The following is a 16,589-nucleotide window of genomic DNA, read 5'->3' on the forward strand; positions in this document are numbered from 1 at the left end:
GTTTCCTCTCTATCTTTCAGCTGTAGGTTTTCTGCTGTCTCATGCGATGTGTCGTCGTGCGGGCTACGCGGATGCCGCGGTGTGAGCCGGTGCCGTGTGCACCACCCCGGCGGCGATCAATTCATCGATCTCGTCGTCTGAAAGTCCGTGCTCGCGGAGGACTTCGACCGTGTCGGCCCCCGTGGCTGCCGGCACGCGGCGCACCGGCTGGGTAAAGCCCGAGAACCGTACGGGACTGCCGATGGAGCGGACCTCTCCGACGCCGGGCATTTCGTAGCGCGCGATCAGCTCGTTGGCGTCGAGCTGCGAGTGCCGCCAAAGCTGGTCGAATTCGAGTACCGGGCCATAGGGGATCTCGCCGGCAAGCAGCTCCGTCCATTCGACCTCGGTGCGGGTGCGGATCACGTCCTGCACGGCGGCAATCGTGGCCACCCGGTGCTCGCAGCGCGCGGAGTTCGTGGTGAATCTGTCGTCAGCCGCGAGCTGGGGAGCCCCGGCCAGCTCGGCGAAGCGCGCCCAGTGCCAGTCGCTGTAGATGCAGAGCATCACGCGCCGATCGTCGCGCGTCGTAAACGCCTCGGCGGGCACGATCTGACCGTGCGCCGTGCCGAGCAGGGGCGGGTTCTGCTGGGTGAACTGGAACTCGGTCTCGCGCATAGTGAGCAGGCCGACCGCGGTCGAGAACAGCGACGCGTCGACGCGCTGGCCGACGCCCGTGCGCATCCGGTCATACAGCGCGGTGACGACTCCGAAGGCCGCCAGGCGACCCGATACGACATCGGTGATGGCCGCCCCGACCTTCGCGGGCCCACCCTCCGGCGTGCCGGTAATCCCGACCACTCCGCCGGCCGCCTGAGCGATCGGATCCATCGCCAGCCAGTCGCGCATCGGGCCCGTCTGCCCGAAGCCGGTGATGGAGGCATAGATCAGCCGTGGGTTGAGCGCGCGCAGGCTCTCGTAGTCCAGGCCGTGGCGCTCCCAGGTCCCGGGCCGCGCGTTCTCCATCACGACGTCGGCGGTGCTGGCCAGTTTCTTGATGAGCTCACGACCGCGCGGGTTGCGATAGTCGATGCTGACGAAGCGCTTGTTGCGCTGGCAGGCGAGGAAGAACGTGCTCCAGCCGCCCGGGAACGTAACGCCCATCCCGCGCTGCGGCTCGCCCGCAGGTGGCTCGATTTTCAGGATGTCGGCGCCGAGGTCGCCGAGCACCATTGAGGCGATCGGCCCGGCTGCCCAGTGCGTCAGATCGACGACCGTGATGTCTCGAAGCGGACCGGGCCGCTCGCGCGTGGTGTCTTTCAACTCGGTCATAAGGTCTCCTTGATCGCGAGGCTGAACGGGTCCAGTCCGTCGAACGCGCCGGATTGGGCCAACTCGGCGATCTGCTCGTGGTCGAACCCGAGCTCGTCGAGAACCTGGAGGGTGTGCTCGCCTAGATCGGGCGCGCGCATGGTCACCTCAGCTATCGCTGGCTGCGCATGCAGCGGCGAGCCGTACACCGGCACGAAGCCGATCAGATGATGGTCGAGCTCGACGACGACTTGGCGTGCGCACGAATGCGGATCGGTCATCAGCTCCTCGACGCCGTATGCCGGCGCTGCCGGAACCCCGGCCTCCTGCAGTTGCTTGGCGCCCTCGTCGGCAGGGCGCGTCCGGGTCCATGCGGAGATCAGCTCCTCGATGTCGTCGGCGACCTCGCGCCGGCGCGCGACATCGGTGCGGCCGGCGATCTCCGCAGGCGCTCCCACGATCGCGGCCAGTGCGGCCCACTCCCGCTCGTCCCGCACCGCGATGCTGATCCACGCGTCATCGCCAGCGCTCGGATACATGCCGTGAGGGAAGTGGACCCGGTGACCGTTACCGATCGGGCTGAGGTCGGTGCCGTCGAGCTGACGCGCGGCGAATAACGGGGCGATAGTCGCCGCGTGGACTTCGATCATCGACAAGTCGATGACCGTGCCTATCCCCCGCGTGCGAGCCCGGTGCAGTGCGGCCAGCAGAGCCACCGCCCCGAAGGAAGCAACCGTGATGTCGCCGAGGTTGAGCGCGACCATCCCAACCGGCGGTTCGCCCAGATAGCCGGCGAGCACGTCGAGCCCGCCGATGGACGTACTTTGCGGCGCGTAACCGGGCAAGGCTGCGTCGGGACCCTCTTGGCCGGCCATGCTGATCCGGAGCACGACGAGCTCAGGTCGAAGCCGATGCAGCTCGTCCATCGAAAAGCCAAGCCGTTCAAGGGATCCAGCGCCAATATTTTCCACCACGACGTCCGCATCCTGAACCAACCGCGTCAGCACCGACCGCCCCGCGTCGGACCGCAAGTCCAGCTGAACGCTGCGCTTGCCGCGATTGACGGCATTGAAGTGCGGCATCATATTCGGCGTTGCACCTGCGTCGCCTGCCTCGACATCTGCGATCAGCGGGAGGCCCTGGCGGGATGCGTCCAGATGAGTTCGGGACTCGACCTTGATCACGTCGGCCCCCATGTCGGCTAGGAACTGAGCGGCCATCGGCCCGCTCATCACCCAGCTGAGGTCGACGGCGCGCAGACCGGCGAGCGGCAGCGCGGAGTTGCCTGAGGCGCGCGCGGTGTTACATGCAGCCGGTGCACCCATCCGGGTGCGCGACGCGGGTCGGTCCAGGAACGGCAGGCCGGGCATATCGATCTTGTGCCCGTCGACGCTCACGGGGCGCAGGAAACCACGCTGCCGGAACTGCTCCGACTCGCGTAGGCCCTCGATGGTCTCCAAGGGCCCGAGCGGAATGCCCCGCTGCACGCTCATCGCACGCAACTCGTCTTTGGTGTAGTTCGCCAGCCACCCGGACACGAGCTCGTCGAGTTCGTCGGCATAAAGCTCACCGTTGCGGCGGCGGTCGGCGTAACGCGGATCCTTCGACCACTCTGGTTGGCCCATCGCGTCGAGGAGGCGCCTCCACTGGTGGCCGGCCAGGAACGCCAGGCAGACACGACCGTCCCTGCACGGCAGAACAGTGAACGGGTAGGGGTTGGGCTTACGGTGCCCGGCCCGTCGCGGCACCTCGCCGGAAAACAACGAGAGGCTGTACAGGCCGGTCATGTGGCTGGTGGCGAGTGCCTCATACTCGGCGACGTCAATCTGCGCGCCCCGTCCGCCGAGCAACGCCCCCAGCGCGCCGGCAAGTCCGGACAGCGCGGCCTGAAAGCTGGCGAGCATGAATGGCGGGACGATCGGCTCACGCCCGGGTTCCCCGACGTAAACGGCGGGACCGCCAAAGGCGCAGACGTTGAGCTCGTCGCCGCGGTATGCCGCGTAGGGCCCAGTGGTGCCGAACGGCGTGATCAGCAGCTGGACGCCGCCGTAAGGAGCTCCGCCACGACTACTCGAAAACGGTTCGCCCGCACCAGTTTCAGCCGAGGTGAGCAGGATGTCGGCGCTCGCGATCATTTCGTCGAGGCCTGCCCTGCCGTGGCCGCCGACCGTGACCGTGCGCTTGTCTCGGTCCCACGCAACGCTCATCGCGCGCTCGTCCACGAGCGGATGCACGCCGCTAATTGACGCCTCCGCAGTGAGCCCGGACTCGACGCGGACGACATCTGCGCCCATCACTGCGCAGATCGAGGCGGCCACCCTGATCGACGGCCGGCCGGCAAGCTCGACCACCCGCACTCCGTCAAGCAGGCTTGGGATAGCCACCCTATGACCCGTCCTCTCCGCACGTATCATGCGAGCCTAGCAGACCGACTGGACGGTCGAAAACGTAGTCCGTGCCGCACTTAGTACGACCAACCGGACGGTATCGCCGTCAGTTCGCCGCCGCGTATTTCCCCAGCTCGCGGCGGGCGACTGTCACGTTGTGCACCTCGTCGGGTCCGTCGGCTAAGCGCAGGCATCTGATAAGCGCGTACATGGCCGCCAGCGGGAAGTCGCCGCACAGGCCGCCCGAGCCGTGGACTTGGATTGCTCGGTCAATGACCTTGGCCGCGATTCGGGGTACGGCGACCTTGATCGCGGCGATCTCCGTTCGCGCTTGACGGTTGCCGGCGGTGTCAATCAGCCAGGCGGTCTTGAGGGTCAGTAGCCGGCCCATTTCGATCTCGGTCCGCGACTCGGCGATCCAGTCCATGATGTTCGCCCGCGAGGCGACCGGTGCGCCGAACGTCACCCGCTCGCAGGCCCGTCGGCACATCAGCTCCAACGCACGCTCGGCCGCACCCAGCGCCCGCATGCAGTGGTGGATGCGGCCCGGACCGAGCCGCGCCTGAGCGATGGCGAAGCCGGCGCCCTCCTCCGCGATGATGTTCTCAACCGGGACTCGCACGTTCTCGAACACGACTTCGCAGTGACTCTCCTGGTCGGCGTAGCCGAACACCGTCAGGTTGCGCAGCACCGTGACCCCCTGGGTATCACGCGGGACCAGGATCATGCTTTGCTGGCGGTGCGTCGGTGCGTCGGGATTGGTCTTACCCATCACGATGAACACGCGGCAATGAGGGTGCATTGCATTGGTGATCCACCACTTTCGTCCGTTGAGCAGGTACTCGCCCCCCTGCCGCTCGATGCGCATCCGGACATTCGTAGCGTCCGACGATGCGACGTCAGGCTCGGTCATCGCGAACGCGGACCGAATCTCGCCGTCCAGCAGCGGCCGAAGCCATCGCTCCTTTTGTTCGGCGGAGCCGAACTGCGTGAGGAGCTCCATGTTGCCGGTATCCGGCGCCGAGCAGTTGCACGCCTCCGACCCAATCGCGCTGCGGCCCATGATCTCTGCCAGAGGTGCGTATTCAATACAAGACAACCCCGCGCCGTACTCGGGGTCGGGGTGGAAGAGGTTCCACAGTCCCCGCCTGCGAGCCTCGGCCTTGAGCTCCTGCATGACCCCGGGTTGCGCATGGGGGTGTCCGGCTTCGCCGAGCTCCCGATGATAAGTCGCCTCGGCCGGGTACACGCACTCGTCCATGAAACCGGTAAGGCGTTCCAGCAAGTCCGCAGAACGACGGCTAACTTCGAAGTCCATGGCCCCTCCTTTGTCGACCGCCCCGGTACGAGACGTACGGCTCATACAAGCGGGTTGTGCCGGTTGGATCGAACCGGTCCATGGCGACGTGCCGACGCATGTCAGGACTTCGGCGCCGCGGGATCGCCCAAGTGTTCGCGCACGATCTCCCACGGATCCGCATACACGCCGGGAGCATCGCGGTACGCGGACCGGCGTTCGAGGACGTTGCGAACCAGCGGTGCAACGACTCGCAGCACATGACGCGCAGGACCGACTTTTCGACGGACCTCCGCCAAGATGTCGCCCCACGAATGGTTCTGGAATTGCAGCAATTCCTGCGCCGGGCCGGTGTCCATCCAGTCGGTGGCAAACCAGGCCGTCTCACTGTCGGGATCGCCCGGACGGCCCTCTGGAAGAACGTTGCCGATGCCGGCGGCAGCCGTCAGATCGTGCGTGGCGTCGGTGTAACGCAGCATGTGAGTGCCGTCGCCGCCAATGAGCAAGATCCTTCCCACGGCGTCCGCGGTGGTGGCTGCGGCGAATGCCTTTGCAACGTCCCGAACGTCGACGGTGTGGATGCGACCGTTCTTTGGTAGCGCGCTTTCGAACAGGAGAACGTCCCAACCGCTCACCATCGACACGAGCCGGGTGCTCACCACGCCGCCCAGTCGCAGTATCACCCAGTCGAGCGTCGACGTCCGAATAACCTGCTCGGCTTCGAGTTTCGTCGAGCCGTACACCTCGTTGGGCGCGGTGACGGTGTTCTCGTCCACCTTCTCCGGATGACGGAAGGGGTTGCGCGGGCCGTAGACGGCGACACTGGAAGCGTGCACGATGCGCGGCGGTTTGGGTAACGCCTGGGCCGCCGACACCAGCGCGCGAGTGATGTCGACGTTGACCTTGCGCCCGAGTGCCGGGTTACGGTAGATCGCGGGAGCGATCATGCCCACGAGGTGGATGATCGCTGACGGTGACGAGGCTCCCAGCAACTCGTCGAGCTGTGACTGGACGGTCAGGTCGGCCCACTTCACCTCGACGCCGGCGGGCAACTTCTTGGCCGCTTTGACGTACGCGGGCGTCTTTAGGTCGGTGGCCACCACCCGGCGACCTTCCGAGGCCAATTGCTCGATCGTCGCGGTACCAACAAGGCCGAACGCGCCGGTGACTAAAACTGGTCCCGCCCCGGTCACGAAAGACTCGCTTTCACAGTGATTTCGGCTGAGCGCATCAGCCGACCGGGTAATGCATGGTCTTGATCTCCATGTACTCGTCGGCTCCTGCGGAGCCGTGTTCGCGACCGATTCCCGATTGTTTGTATCCGCCGAAAGGCGCGGGCCCGATCGGTCCACCAAAGCTCTGGTCACCGCCGTTGATATGGATGTAGCCGGCTCGCAGCGCTCCGGCCACCTCGAAGGCCTTCACCGAGTCGCCGCTCCATACTGAGCCACCGAGACCGTAGGGTGTGTCGTTCGCGATTGCGATCGCCTCATCGGGCCCGTCGAACGGAATCATCACTCCCACGGGGCCGAATATCTCCTCTCTGGCGATCTTCATGTCGTTTGTGACATCGGTGAACAACGTCGGCTCGACGAAGAATCCGCGGTCCAGGTGTGCGGGTCGGCCGCCTCCGAAGGCCAGCGTCGCCCGTTCCGCGACGCCGGACTGGACGTAACCAAGCACACGATCGCGTTGACCGGCACTGATTAGGGGTCCCATCTCTGACGCGGGGTCTGCCGGGTCACCCACCTTCATCGCCTGGATCGCGTTCTTGATCCGATCCGCGACCGCGTCGTAGACCGGCCGCTCCACGAGCAGCCGAGTTTGCAACACGCAACCTTGACCTGCGTGCACCGTGAATCCCATGACCAGCGACATCACCAGCATGGGATCGTCGATGTCCGCATCGGCGAAGACGATGTTGGGCGATTTGCCGCCCAACTCCAGCACTACGCGCTTGAGTGTGCCCGCGGCCTGCCGCATCACTTCCCGGCCAATGGCGTTGGAGCCTGTGAAAGAGACGACGGCCACATCGGGATGCTCAGTGAGCGCCCGCGCCTCGTCGATGCCACCGGTAACGACATTGAAGACACCCGGCGGAATATCAGCTTCCGCGGCCGCATCCGCCAGGATCAACGCCGAAAACGGCGTGTAGGGCGAGGGTTTGAGCACCATCGTGTTGCCGGTCGCCAAAGCTGGCCCAATCTTCCACATGTTCAAGAGAATTGGATAGTTGAACGGGGTGATCGCCCCGATCACGCCTGCCGGTTCCTTCCGTACCAGCGCCTGTCCCATTCCGGTCAGGCCCGCTTTCGGCGGCAATGGTTCGTCGAACTTGAGCTCCGCGGCTCGGTCCGCCCAAAAGTAGGCGAACCGAATAGCTTCTTCGACTTGACTGACCTCCCCGGCCATTCCCGCACAGCCGATTTCGTTCTTCAACAGGAACATCAGGTCATCACGCCGGGCGGCAACGGCATCGGCGAAACGGTGAAGAACTGCGGATCGTTCTTTGGGTGACATCTTCGGCCACGGTCCCCGGCCGTCGCCGAAAGCCTCCCGGGCGGCGTCGACGGCTCGAATGACGTCGTCTACAGACGATTCGTAAACCTCGCCTATGGGTTGTTCGGTTGCCGGATTGATAATCGTCGTGGCCCGCTCGCCGCTACCGTGGTCCCACGCTCCGTTCACGTAGGGTCTCCCGGGGCTCAATGACACGGTCGACATTTCGCTCCTCCCTTCTCCGTAATGCAAGCCCTATCCGGTCAGAAGCCATGAGGCATGGCCCGAATCGTCAGCACGCTTGCAGGACCATCGCGCTCGTCGGCAGGGCCGGCCCGGAGGTCACGACCATGGTGTTGACATCGGGGATTTGATTCACCGAGTTGCCGCGGATCTGCCGGACCGCTTCGACGATCCCGTTGAAGCCGTGCAGATAGCCCTCTCCGATCTGGCCGCCGTTCGGATTCACGGGATGCGCGCCACCTGGAGACGTGTGGCCCTCCGCGATGAAGTCAATTCCTTGCCCACGTCCGCAGAATCCGAGGGCTTCGAGTGACATCGGGATGAGTGGACTGAACGAGTCGTAGATGATGGCGGCGTCGAAGTCTCTCGCTGTCATACCGGTGTGCCGGTAGAGGTTCTCGGCCACGACGTCGAGATCCGGCACCCCGCTGATGTCAGGCGCATAGTAGTTCTGCATCAGAGTTGACCGGTGAGCCATTCCCCTGACCGCGCCGTGAATCTTGACCGGTGTTGCCTTCAGGTCGCATGCACGCGTCGCCGTGGTCACCACGAACGCCGCGCCTCCATCGCTCTCCAAGCAGCAGTCATTAACGCGCAGAACCGGTTCGGCCACCCACTTGGATTCCTGGTGGCCCTCGAACGTCAGCGGCCGCCCGAAGAAACGAGCCGCGGGGTTGGTTTCCGCCCACTTTCGGGCTGACACCACGACATGCGCTAAATCGGCATTGGTCTTGCCGTAATCGTGAAGATAGCGATGAAAAGTCGGCGCCTCCCACCACGCCGGCGTGATGGAGCCGTAGGTAAAGACCTGGCGCAGCACAGCTTGGGTCGTGCCGGCGTCGGAGTCAGAGATTCCCTGCCCGAACCGCCGTCCTGAACGCAAGTTTTCTGCGCGATATATCACCACATGATCGGCCAGTCCCGTGCTCACCGCGAGCGCCGCGTCTTGGAAGGTCATACACGCGCCGCCCCCGCCCGCCAGCGTGATCGAAAACCATTTTAACTCAGGCAATCCGAGTAGTTGGGCGAGCAGGAATGGAGATGTCGGATCGGCCTCATATGTCACCAGACCGTCGACATCTCGCAGCGACAGTCCTGCGTCTGCAAGAGCCATCGAAACGGCCTTCATCGCCAAAGTCGACGACGACACCCCGGAATCCGTCGACATTTCGGTGATACCGATCCCTGCAACCACCACCTCGGTGTCAGAGCTCCGCATGGCTATGGTGGACCTCCGGCCGGAGCGAAAACCGGAACCATGACACCCGAATCGGCGGGCGCGAACTGCACCTCCACGCGCATGCCGAAATCAACCTGCGAAGGGTCGATACCGACGAGTCGGGAGAAATACCGCACCCCTTCATCGAGCTCGATCACGACGAACACGAGGTCTACGTCGACGAGAGCGGCGCTTGGACGACGCGGGATGGCATAGGTATAGACAGACCCACGCCCCCCAGTCGCGACAACATCGAATTCGCTTGCACCGCAGGCGTAGCACGCGTAGGCCGGCAGACTCCACCATGTCTCGCAGGCGCGACATCGCTGAAATGCCAATTGGCCATTGCTGGTGGCATCGAAGAAGAACTGGTTGATGTCGTCGACGCCGGGACCGATGAACTTCAGCGACCTGCCCACCGCCTCGGTACCTGCGGACTCAGAGCATGTCGTCACGGCGCCCTTCTTCGCTGGATAACACAGGTAGACGCTAATACAATTTTTGTATACGCGTCAATGGCTGGGCGAGCATCATGCAGAATGCCTACCGGGAACCGTGGATAGGAGAGGCACGCCGTGGGCAGGTGTGCGCGAAGGGAAGAGGCGCTATGTCTACCAGCCCTGCCGAGTCGGCCCATGACGCTGTGTCGATTCCGATCTGGCTACGTGAGCTGACCGCATCATTTGGGTCGAATTGCTGCGTTATCGCAGAATCCGGATCGTTGTCGTTCGCAGAACTCGATCGCTGCTCGGATGGCATCGCGCGAGGTCTACTCGCGCGCGGCATCGGCAAAGGCACTCGGGTCGGACTGTTGTTCGGCAACGGCACCGACTGGGTGGTGTGGTGGGCGGCCATCGAAAAGATTGGCGCTCTGTGTATTCCGTTGAGCACGTTCAGCCGGCCGGCCGAGCTCGCCCGGCTGGTGCGCCACTCCGATCTACACCTGCTGGTAGCCAGCCGCTCGTTCCTGGACCGCGACTTCGTCAAACTCGTGGCCGAGGCGTTGCCCGGCCTGGCTTCGGCGCAGGATCCCGAGCTGGCGCTCACCGAAGCCCCCTACCTGCGCATGGTGGCGTTCGACGGCCCTGGGCCAGGATGGTCACGCGACGTCGATTGGATCGTCAGCGGGGGGCGGGACGGTCGCTGGCAGCTGATCCTCGATCAAGCACGATACGAGGTTCATCCGGAGGACGAAGCGCTCTGCATCTATACATCCGGACAAAGTGCCGACCCGAAAGGAGCGCTGTTCACCCACCGCGCGATCATCGACAAAACCCACTACCTGCGCGATATGTTCGGGTTCACCGAAGCCACGGTGACCGACGTGACGCTGCCGTTCTTTTGGGTCGGCGGACTCGTCATGGCGCTCTTCCCCACGATGGCTGCGGGTGGAGTAACACGCTGCACTGAGCGGTCGACGCTGGGCGCCAATGCCGTGATCCGGGACCGCGCAACCGGATCGGCATCCTCGGCTACCGCATTACCCGGAATGCAGCTGGTGCCCGCGTTGGGAATGACCGAAACTTTCGGGATGTATGCCTGGGGCACCGAGGTCCCTTCGGGACCGTATTCGATCGCGGCACCGCTCGACAGATTTCAGCCCGGATTCGAGGTCCGCCTCTCCGAAGCTGCCGACCAACGAGGTGCCCGCGAGCTCCTGGTTCGTGGCCCGACGCTGACCTCACGCTTGCACAAATTGTCTCGCGGTGCGGTGTTCGACGCCGACGGGTTCTATCGCACCGGCGATCTCGCAGTCCGCGATGACAATGGACGGTTGAGATTCGTCGGGCGATTGAACGACATCATCAAGACCTCCGGTGCCAACGTATCGCCGGTCGAGGTCGAACGCGAAATGAACATCATCGAAGGCGTCGAGATGGCCCACGTAGTCGGCCTGCCTGATGCGGATCGCGGTCAATTGGTGGCGGCGGCAGTAGTGCCAGTTACTGGCGTACATCTCACCGAGGCGTCGATCAAAGAGGCTTTACGTGAACGACTTTCGCCGTTCAAGGTACCCACGGTCATCGTGTTCCTTGAGTCTGCCGCTGACATCCCGATGACACCGGCATCGAAGGTCCGTAAACGGGAGCTCGTCGATCTGATCGAGAGGCTGCGCACGGAATAAACCACCGACGAAGCAAGGGTGTTGGCGCCACTCCTTACAGGGGCGACACCACAAATTCGCGAATGAATTCGCGTGCGATAAAAGGATAATCGCGCTCCGAATCCCGGCCAGTGGGCAACAGCGCAAAGCCGGCCACGCATCGCGCGACCCACTCCACCGCCCGATCGATGTCTCGACTTCGGTCGATCTCGCCAGCCTTTTGCGCGAGCGCCATTCGAGGAGCCAAAACCTCTGCCAGCACGTCGATGATAACGGCCGACTCCTCGGCATGAATACGAAAGTAGAACGCGTTGGGATTGTCCACCGACCGCATCGTCGAACACCAAACCGTCAGCGCAGCAGCTACATTCCCCAAACTGTCCGGCAGGTCCTTACCCTCGGCCAGTGCGTCTTCGAAATCACGACGCATCAGGTCCACGGCTTTACTGCGGACAGCTTGGTGCAGCTCCTCGCTGGTCGGGAAGTTCTTATACAGGGTCGCACGCGACATACCAGCAATGCGCCCGACGTCCTCCATTGTGGTCTTGTCCCAGCCGATGGTCACGTAGCACCGTCGAGCTGCATCGACGATGCGGTCTCTGCGCGGTGAGTCGTCCGAAACCTGCGCGGCGCGAGATGTGAACACCTTGAAGCGACGGCCGAAGGTGGCGCCCTGTTGAGTGGTCATCAAACGCACCCGACCGGGCTACCGTGCCACACGGGATTATCGCCGTTCACAAACAGCCAGCGTAACAGCACGAGCGAGCTGCACCGACGACCCAAGACCGAGCGGCCGAGTTCAGTTCCGATTTCCCACATCGACTCACGGGAAGGTGTAATCGTGCAACTTGATCCAAGCGCCGAGATCGACTCGCATTTGCGTGCCGGTCACCGCGCGCGATTCGTCAGAGATGAGGTAGACCACAGCGTGTGCGACGTCCGAGACATCGATCCACGGGTCCGGAAACAGATTCAGCGCCGGCAGGACCGGGAGCGCATCCTCGAGCGTCGGTGACTCCAAATCGGGCCGGAATGACTTGTACAGCGGCTCATTGCGCATGATCGCCGTATCCACCGACGTCGGGTGCACCGCGTTCGCACGGATCCGGCGCGGCGCCACCGCAAGCGCCAGTTCGTGGGTGTACGCGGCGAGCAGGCGCTTCGAGGCGACATAACCCAGGCCGCCGGCCCCGCCGTTGGGATCGGCTTTCAGGGCCGACGTGAACGCCGCATAAGAACCCGTGATCACGATCGACGAGCCGTCCTTCAGGAACGGATAGGCGGCGCTGACCGTGTTGAGCACGCCGACCAAGTTGACATCCACGGTGTCGTTGAACGATGCAGGGTCCGTGTTCCCCACTGCCATAATGCCGGCTTGTGCCACAACGCCGTCCAGGCCGCCGAACAATTCAAGACCCTCGCGCAAAACTTCGGCGACAGCCTGCTTGTCGCGTACGTCGCCCTTGACGAGATGGTGTTTTCCACCGGCGTCACTGATGAGGTCTCTCGTTTGGTCGAGTTCCGCCTCGGACGCCATTGGATACGGCACCGTCGGGATATTTTCGGCGATGTCGATGCCGATTATGTTGGCGCCCTCTTCGGCCAGACGAATGGCATGTGCACGCCCTTGGCCGCGCGCCACACCGGTTATGAAGACGACCTTGTCCTGCACTCGTCCCATGTCAATCTCCTGTTCGGTGGGTAGTGGAATCAGTTCTCTGATCCGCGAGGACTACGTATTACAAGACACCAGTCCGTAACAACTGTTCGACCTCCGCTGTGGTCAGCCCTAGTTGCCTTGGGTAGAAGCTGAAATTGTCTTCACCGTAGTTGGGACCGGAACGGCCGACGAAACCACCTATGTAGGAGGGAGTTTCACTGAAAGCAACCGGCAGCGTTCTGACCGGCCAAGTGCCGATCTCGGACTGTGGAACTTCTTCCAGCCACCCCAGGTGAGCGAGTTGCGGGTCGTTCTCACAACGATCCTGCGCCGTCTGACAGACCCCTGCCGGGAAGTGGCGGCGCGCGAGCGTGTGCATCAGCTCGTAACCGTCACACTCGGCGGTACATGCAGCGACGATCGCGTCAAGTTCGTCCTGATGTGCTAGGCGGTCGGCGAGTGTGCCGAACCGCGCGTCGGCCCCGAGTTCGGGTTTGTTGAACACCTCGATCAACGTCGTCCAGTGTTCGTCGCTGAAAGACGACAATGCGATCCAGCGGTCCACGCCGCGCGTCGGATAGATACCGTGCGGAGCGGCAGGCTTGTACGGGGAGCGATTTCCAGTCCGCTCATATACGCGTCCATTGACACTGTGGTCGAGTACCGCGGTGCCGGTCAGATAGATGCCGATCTCGATCTGGGAAGCGTCGATGTGGCAGCCGAGCCCAGTCGACTGTTTTCTGAACAACGCCGCCAACATCGCTGTGGCCATGTTGTAGGCACCGAACCAGTCGAGGTAGGAATAGCCGATACCAGCGGGCGGGAACGGCGCTGGCATGCCGGACATTTCGCTATTGCCGGCGAATGCGGCCGCGGTCGGACCGTAAGTCCGCATACCCTTGTAGCAGCCGTGCTCACCGGTGCCCGACTGCTGGACATAGATGATTCCGGGATTGATCTCCTTTAACCTCTGATAACCGAATCCCATACGCTCCATGGTGCCCGGTGAGAATCCCTCGATCACCATGTCGGCATCGGCGATCAGCCGCTCGAGAATTTGCTTGCCCTCATCTGATTTCAGATTCAGGCTCACGCCGAGCTTGCCCGAATTGATCTCCATGAACGCACCCGATTTGTTCGGCCCACGGTCCCCGGGCGGTACGGCAATCGGCCCCCGGGCCTTATCACGCTCGGCACGTCCGCCCTCAGGAGCAAAGCCGGCACCGAAACGCATTGTGTCCCATCGGCTGGAGTGTTCGACCTTGACAACTTCCGCGCCGTGCGCCGCGAGAAACCGGCCCGCACCGGCGCTGGCAAGCAGCCAGGACAAGTCGATGACGCGAACCCCCGCCAACGCGAATGGCTTTCCCAACGGGGACACCGCGGCTGCCCCCCGGTGGGCCGCATGGCTCGAGGGAAGTTCAGGTGCGCAGCGGGTAGAGATCTCTTCGAATACCTCCGCGGTGTGCTCACCGAGCATCGGTGGCCGAGTGTCCGATTGCCATGGCACCTCAGGGCAGTACCACCGGGCCCCGGTATAGGTGTAACTCTCGCCCAACTCGGGATGCTCGACAACCTTGAATGCCTCTCGCGCGCTGAAGTGCGGGTCGGTGACGTTCTCGTGTGGCGAACGGATTGGCGCCCAGGGCATGCCGACCTGTTGCGCCTCCTGCCAGATCTCCCGGTTGGCGAGGAACTGACCGATGAGGCGGTCGGTGACGTCGCCGATATGCTGGGCGACCACGGGTTGGGCGCGGTAGGCGTCGTCGAGGTACTTCGGATCGTCCAGGTCGGCCTGCATCCCGTGTCGCGCCAGCATGTCGACCAGAGCTTTGAAAAGCGCACTGCCACCGGGCAGGTAGGTCCGGTACGGCAGCAGCCAACGACCGTCTTTGGTCAGTGCCAGCGCCGGGACGGCCGCCGTCGGCATCGAATGCCGACATGTCTGCCGCAGGTTCGTAAGGCGTTGGTACACCCAGTTCGGCACATCGGTTTCGGTGTTCTTGCTGACCGAATCATGGATAGACACCGAAAGGTATTGTCCCCGGCCAGAAGATTGCCGATAGATCAATGCCGTGATGATCGCGATCGATGTCGTCTCGCCGGCAATGCAGTAAGCCTGCCACATCTGGGGCGCGATCGGAGGCGTGTCGTAGTGTCCTGACGGCTCGGGGTCGTAGCCACAGTTCATGGCCACGCCGCCCAGCGCGAGATGGACGAGGTCGCTGCCCGGATACTCGGCCCACGGTCCGTCGTCACCGAACGGCGATACCCGGCAGTAGATCAGTGCGGACGCATCGGCACGCAAGTCCGCCTGATGGAGACCACGGGTACGCATGTAGTCCGCTGATCGGGTGTGTACGAAAACGTCTGCATGGGACACCAAGTCCCGCATTCGCGCCTGATCTCCTGCGTCGTCGAGATCCAGAACAACGCTTCGTTTGCCGATATTGGAGTGCCAAAAATGAAGGCTCTGTTCGGGATTCTCGACGTCATCCTTGAAGGGCCCGTAAGTCCGGGTGACTTCGCCTCCCGGCGGTTCGACCTTGATCACATTCGCGCCGAGGCCGGCAAGCAGCTTGCCCACATATTCGGCGGTCTCGTCGGCAAGCTCGACCACGGTGACGCCGGCCAGGAAGCCCTCGGCTCCGGCTTGGGGATTAGGTGTCACTTCCAGCCCGACCGAGGGAAGCGGAACAGCGCTCTGGCGTTGTCCTCGGCGATTTTTCGTGCATCGCCGTCGGACACCGAGACCAGAACCTCCTGAGCACGTTTACGCGAATTCGGCCAGCTCGAATCGGAATGCGGATAGTCCACTTCGAGCAGCAGGCGGTCCACCCCGATTGCGTCGCGGTTCGCGAGACCGAACTCGTCGTCGATGAAGCAGCCGTAGAAGTGCTGCTTGAACAGATCGGAAGGCCGAGCTTCCTTATCGATCTTCTGGTACCAGCGGTGCCGCTCCCACACGTAGTCCGTGCGCTCGAGGATGTATGGAATCCATCCGATGCCGCCCTCGGCCAGCGAGATCTTCAGGTTGGGGTGACGTTGCAACGCACCGGATAGCAGCAGATCGACGGTGGTCCACATCAGATTGGTGCCGAAGAGCGTGATGGCCACCGCGAACGGGATATCCTCCTGCTCGCTGTGCTGGTCGTATTGATCTTGATCGTCGGTGGTGACCCCGCTCGCACCGAAGCTGTATCCCGGCAGGTACGTCGACGTGCCGAAGTGCATGCTCAGCGGCATGTCAGTGGCCTCAGCGGCACTCCACAGCGGGTCCCAGTATCGAGAATGCAGGGACGGCATACCCAGTGGCACTGGACTCTCGGGAAAACTGATCGTGCGGGCGCCTTTTGCTGCTGTCCGTTCCACTTCCGCAACAGCCAAATCGACGTCCCACGTCGGCACCATTACGACCGGAATGTAGCGGTCCGGCGCTGAGGCACACCATTCATCCAGAGAGAAGTCGTTCCACGCCCGTACGCATTCGAGTGCCAGCGTTTTGTCCTTGGCTTTATGGAACGTCGAACCCGAAAAGCCCGGGAATGAGGGAAAGCACAAGGCCGCCTGCACTCCATCCAAATCCATGTCCCTGGCGCGTTCCACTGAGTCGTAACAACCCGGAATCATGTCCTGGAATCTCATGGGCTCGAGCCCATATTCCTCATAAGGCCTGCCCGCCACCGCGTTCAAGCCGACCTGAGCGTGCAGTTCACCCTCGTACGCCCAAAGATGGTGGCCTTGCTCGTCCTCGACGATCTTCGGCCCATCCTCCAAATACTTGGACGGCAGGCGATCCTGCCAAACACGCGGGTGCTCAATCAGGTGATCGTCCACCGACACGATCTGGACATCGTCTTGCAACGGCACCGCATGCTCCTCTATAGTAG

At 63.2% G+C, this 16,589-nt stretch carries 12 protein-coding genes; 1 reads left to right on the forward strand and 11 read right to left on the reverse strand.

What is annotated here, in order from left to right:
- Nucleotides 1–63: 63 nt before the first annotated feature.
- The 7 genes from AC5Y4F_RS00745 to AC5Y4F_RS00775 form a co-directional block, all read right to left on the reverse strand.
- Nucleotides 64–1,311, reverse strand: a complete 1,248-nt coding sequence (locus AC5Y4F_RS00745; RefSeq protein WP_067939478.1) for a CaiB/BaiF CoA transferase family protein — start codon at nt 1,309–1,311, stop codon at nt 64–66.
- Nucleotides 1,308–3,674, reverse strand: coding sequence for a CaiB/BaiF CoA-transferase family protein (locus AC5Y4F_RS00750; protein WP_197520687.1), 2,367 nt, complete (start codon nt 3,672–3,674; stop codon nt 1,308–1,310). The genes AC5Y4F_RS00745 and AC5Y4F_RS00750 overlap by 4 nt, the downstream gene beginning before the upstream one ends.
- A gap of 109 nt (nt 3,675–3,783) precedes the next feature.
- A complete protein-coding gene (locus tag AC5Y4F_RS00755; RefSeq protein WP_067939473.1) occupies nt 3,784–4,995 on the reverse strand; it encodes an acyl-CoA dehydrogenase family protein in 1,212 nt (403 codons plus the stop codon).
- A gap of 101 nt (nt 4,996–5,096) precedes the next feature.
- A complete protein-coding gene (locus tag AC5Y4F_RS00760) occupies nt 5,097–6,167 on the reverse strand; it encodes an NAD-dependent epimerase/dehydratase family protein (protein ID WP_067939470.1) in 1,071 nt (356 codons plus the stop codon).
- 37 nt (nt 6,168–6,204) lie between these two features.
- On the reverse strand, nt 6,205–7,698 hold the full coding sequence (locus AC5Y4F_RS00765; protein WP_067939468.1) for an aldehyde dehydrogenase family protein: 1,494 nt from the start codon (nt 7,696–7,698) through the stop codon (nt 6,205–6,207).
- 67 nt (nt 7,699–7,765) lie between these two features.
- Complete coding sequence (locus tag AC5Y4F_RS00770; RefSeq protein WP_499994619.1) at nt 7,766–8,845, reverse strand: thiolase C-terminal domain-containing protein; 1,080 nt, start codon at nt 8,843–8,845, stop codon at nt 7,766–7,768.
- Between the two features lie 92 nt (nt 8,846–8,937).
- Entirely contained in the window at nt 8,938–9,390 is a 453-nt protein-coding gene (locus AC5Y4F_RS00775) for a Zn-ribbon domain-containing OB-fold protein (protein WP_499994621.1), read from the reverse strand.
- Between the two features lie 152 nt (nt 9,391–9,542).
- Between AC5Y4F_RS00775 and AC5Y4F_RS00780 the strand changes: the two genes are divergently transcribed.
- Nucleotides 9,543–11,060, forward strand: coding sequence for a class I adenylate-forming enzyme family protein (locus tag AC5Y4F_RS00780; RefSeq protein ID WP_499994623.1), 1,518 nt, complete (start codon nt 9,543–9,545; stop codon nt 11,058–11,060).
- A 34-nt stretch (nt 11,061–11,094) separates the two neighbouring features.
- Here the strand turns inward: AC5Y4F_RS00780 and AC5Y4F_RS00785 are convergent, their stop codons facing one another.
- The 4 genes from AC5Y4F_RS00785 to AC5Y4F_RS00800 form a co-directional block, all read right to left on the reverse strand.
- Entirely contained in the window at nt 11,095–11,727 is a 633-nt protein-coding gene (locus AC5Y4F_RS00785; protein ID WP_156750217.1) for a TetR/AcrR family transcriptional regulator, read from the reverse strand.
- Nucleotides 11,728–11,862: 135 nt separating this feature from the next.
- Nucleotides 11,863–12,720 (reverse strand): mycofactocin-coupled SDR family oxidoreductase, encoded by an 858-nt coding sequence (locus AC5Y4F_RS00790; RefSeq protein ID WP_067939452.1) that lies wholly within the window; start codon nt 12,718–12,720, stop codon nt 11,863–11,865.
- 58 nt (nt 12,721–12,778) lie between these two features.
- The gene (locus tag AC5Y4F_RS00795) at nt 12,779–15,370 is read right to left on the reverse strand and encodes a CaiB/BaiF CoA transferase family protein (RefSeq protein WP_197520684.1); all 2,592 of its coding nucleotides are present in this window, start codon (nt 15,368–15,370) and stop codon (nt 12,779–12,781) included.
- Nucleotides 15,367–16,569 (reverse strand): amidohydrolase family protein, encoded by a 1,203-nt coding sequence (locus AC5Y4F_RS00800; RefSeq protein WP_067939449.1) that lies wholly within the window; start codon nt 16,567–16,569, stop codon nt 15,367–15,369. Before AC5Y4F_RS00800 ends, AC5Y4F_RS00795 begins: the two co-directional genes overlap by 4 nt.
- Nucleotides 16,570–16,589: the final 20 nt, after the last annotated feature.

The sequence above is a fragment of the Mycobacterium sp. NGS56 genome, from assembly GCF_059812425.1.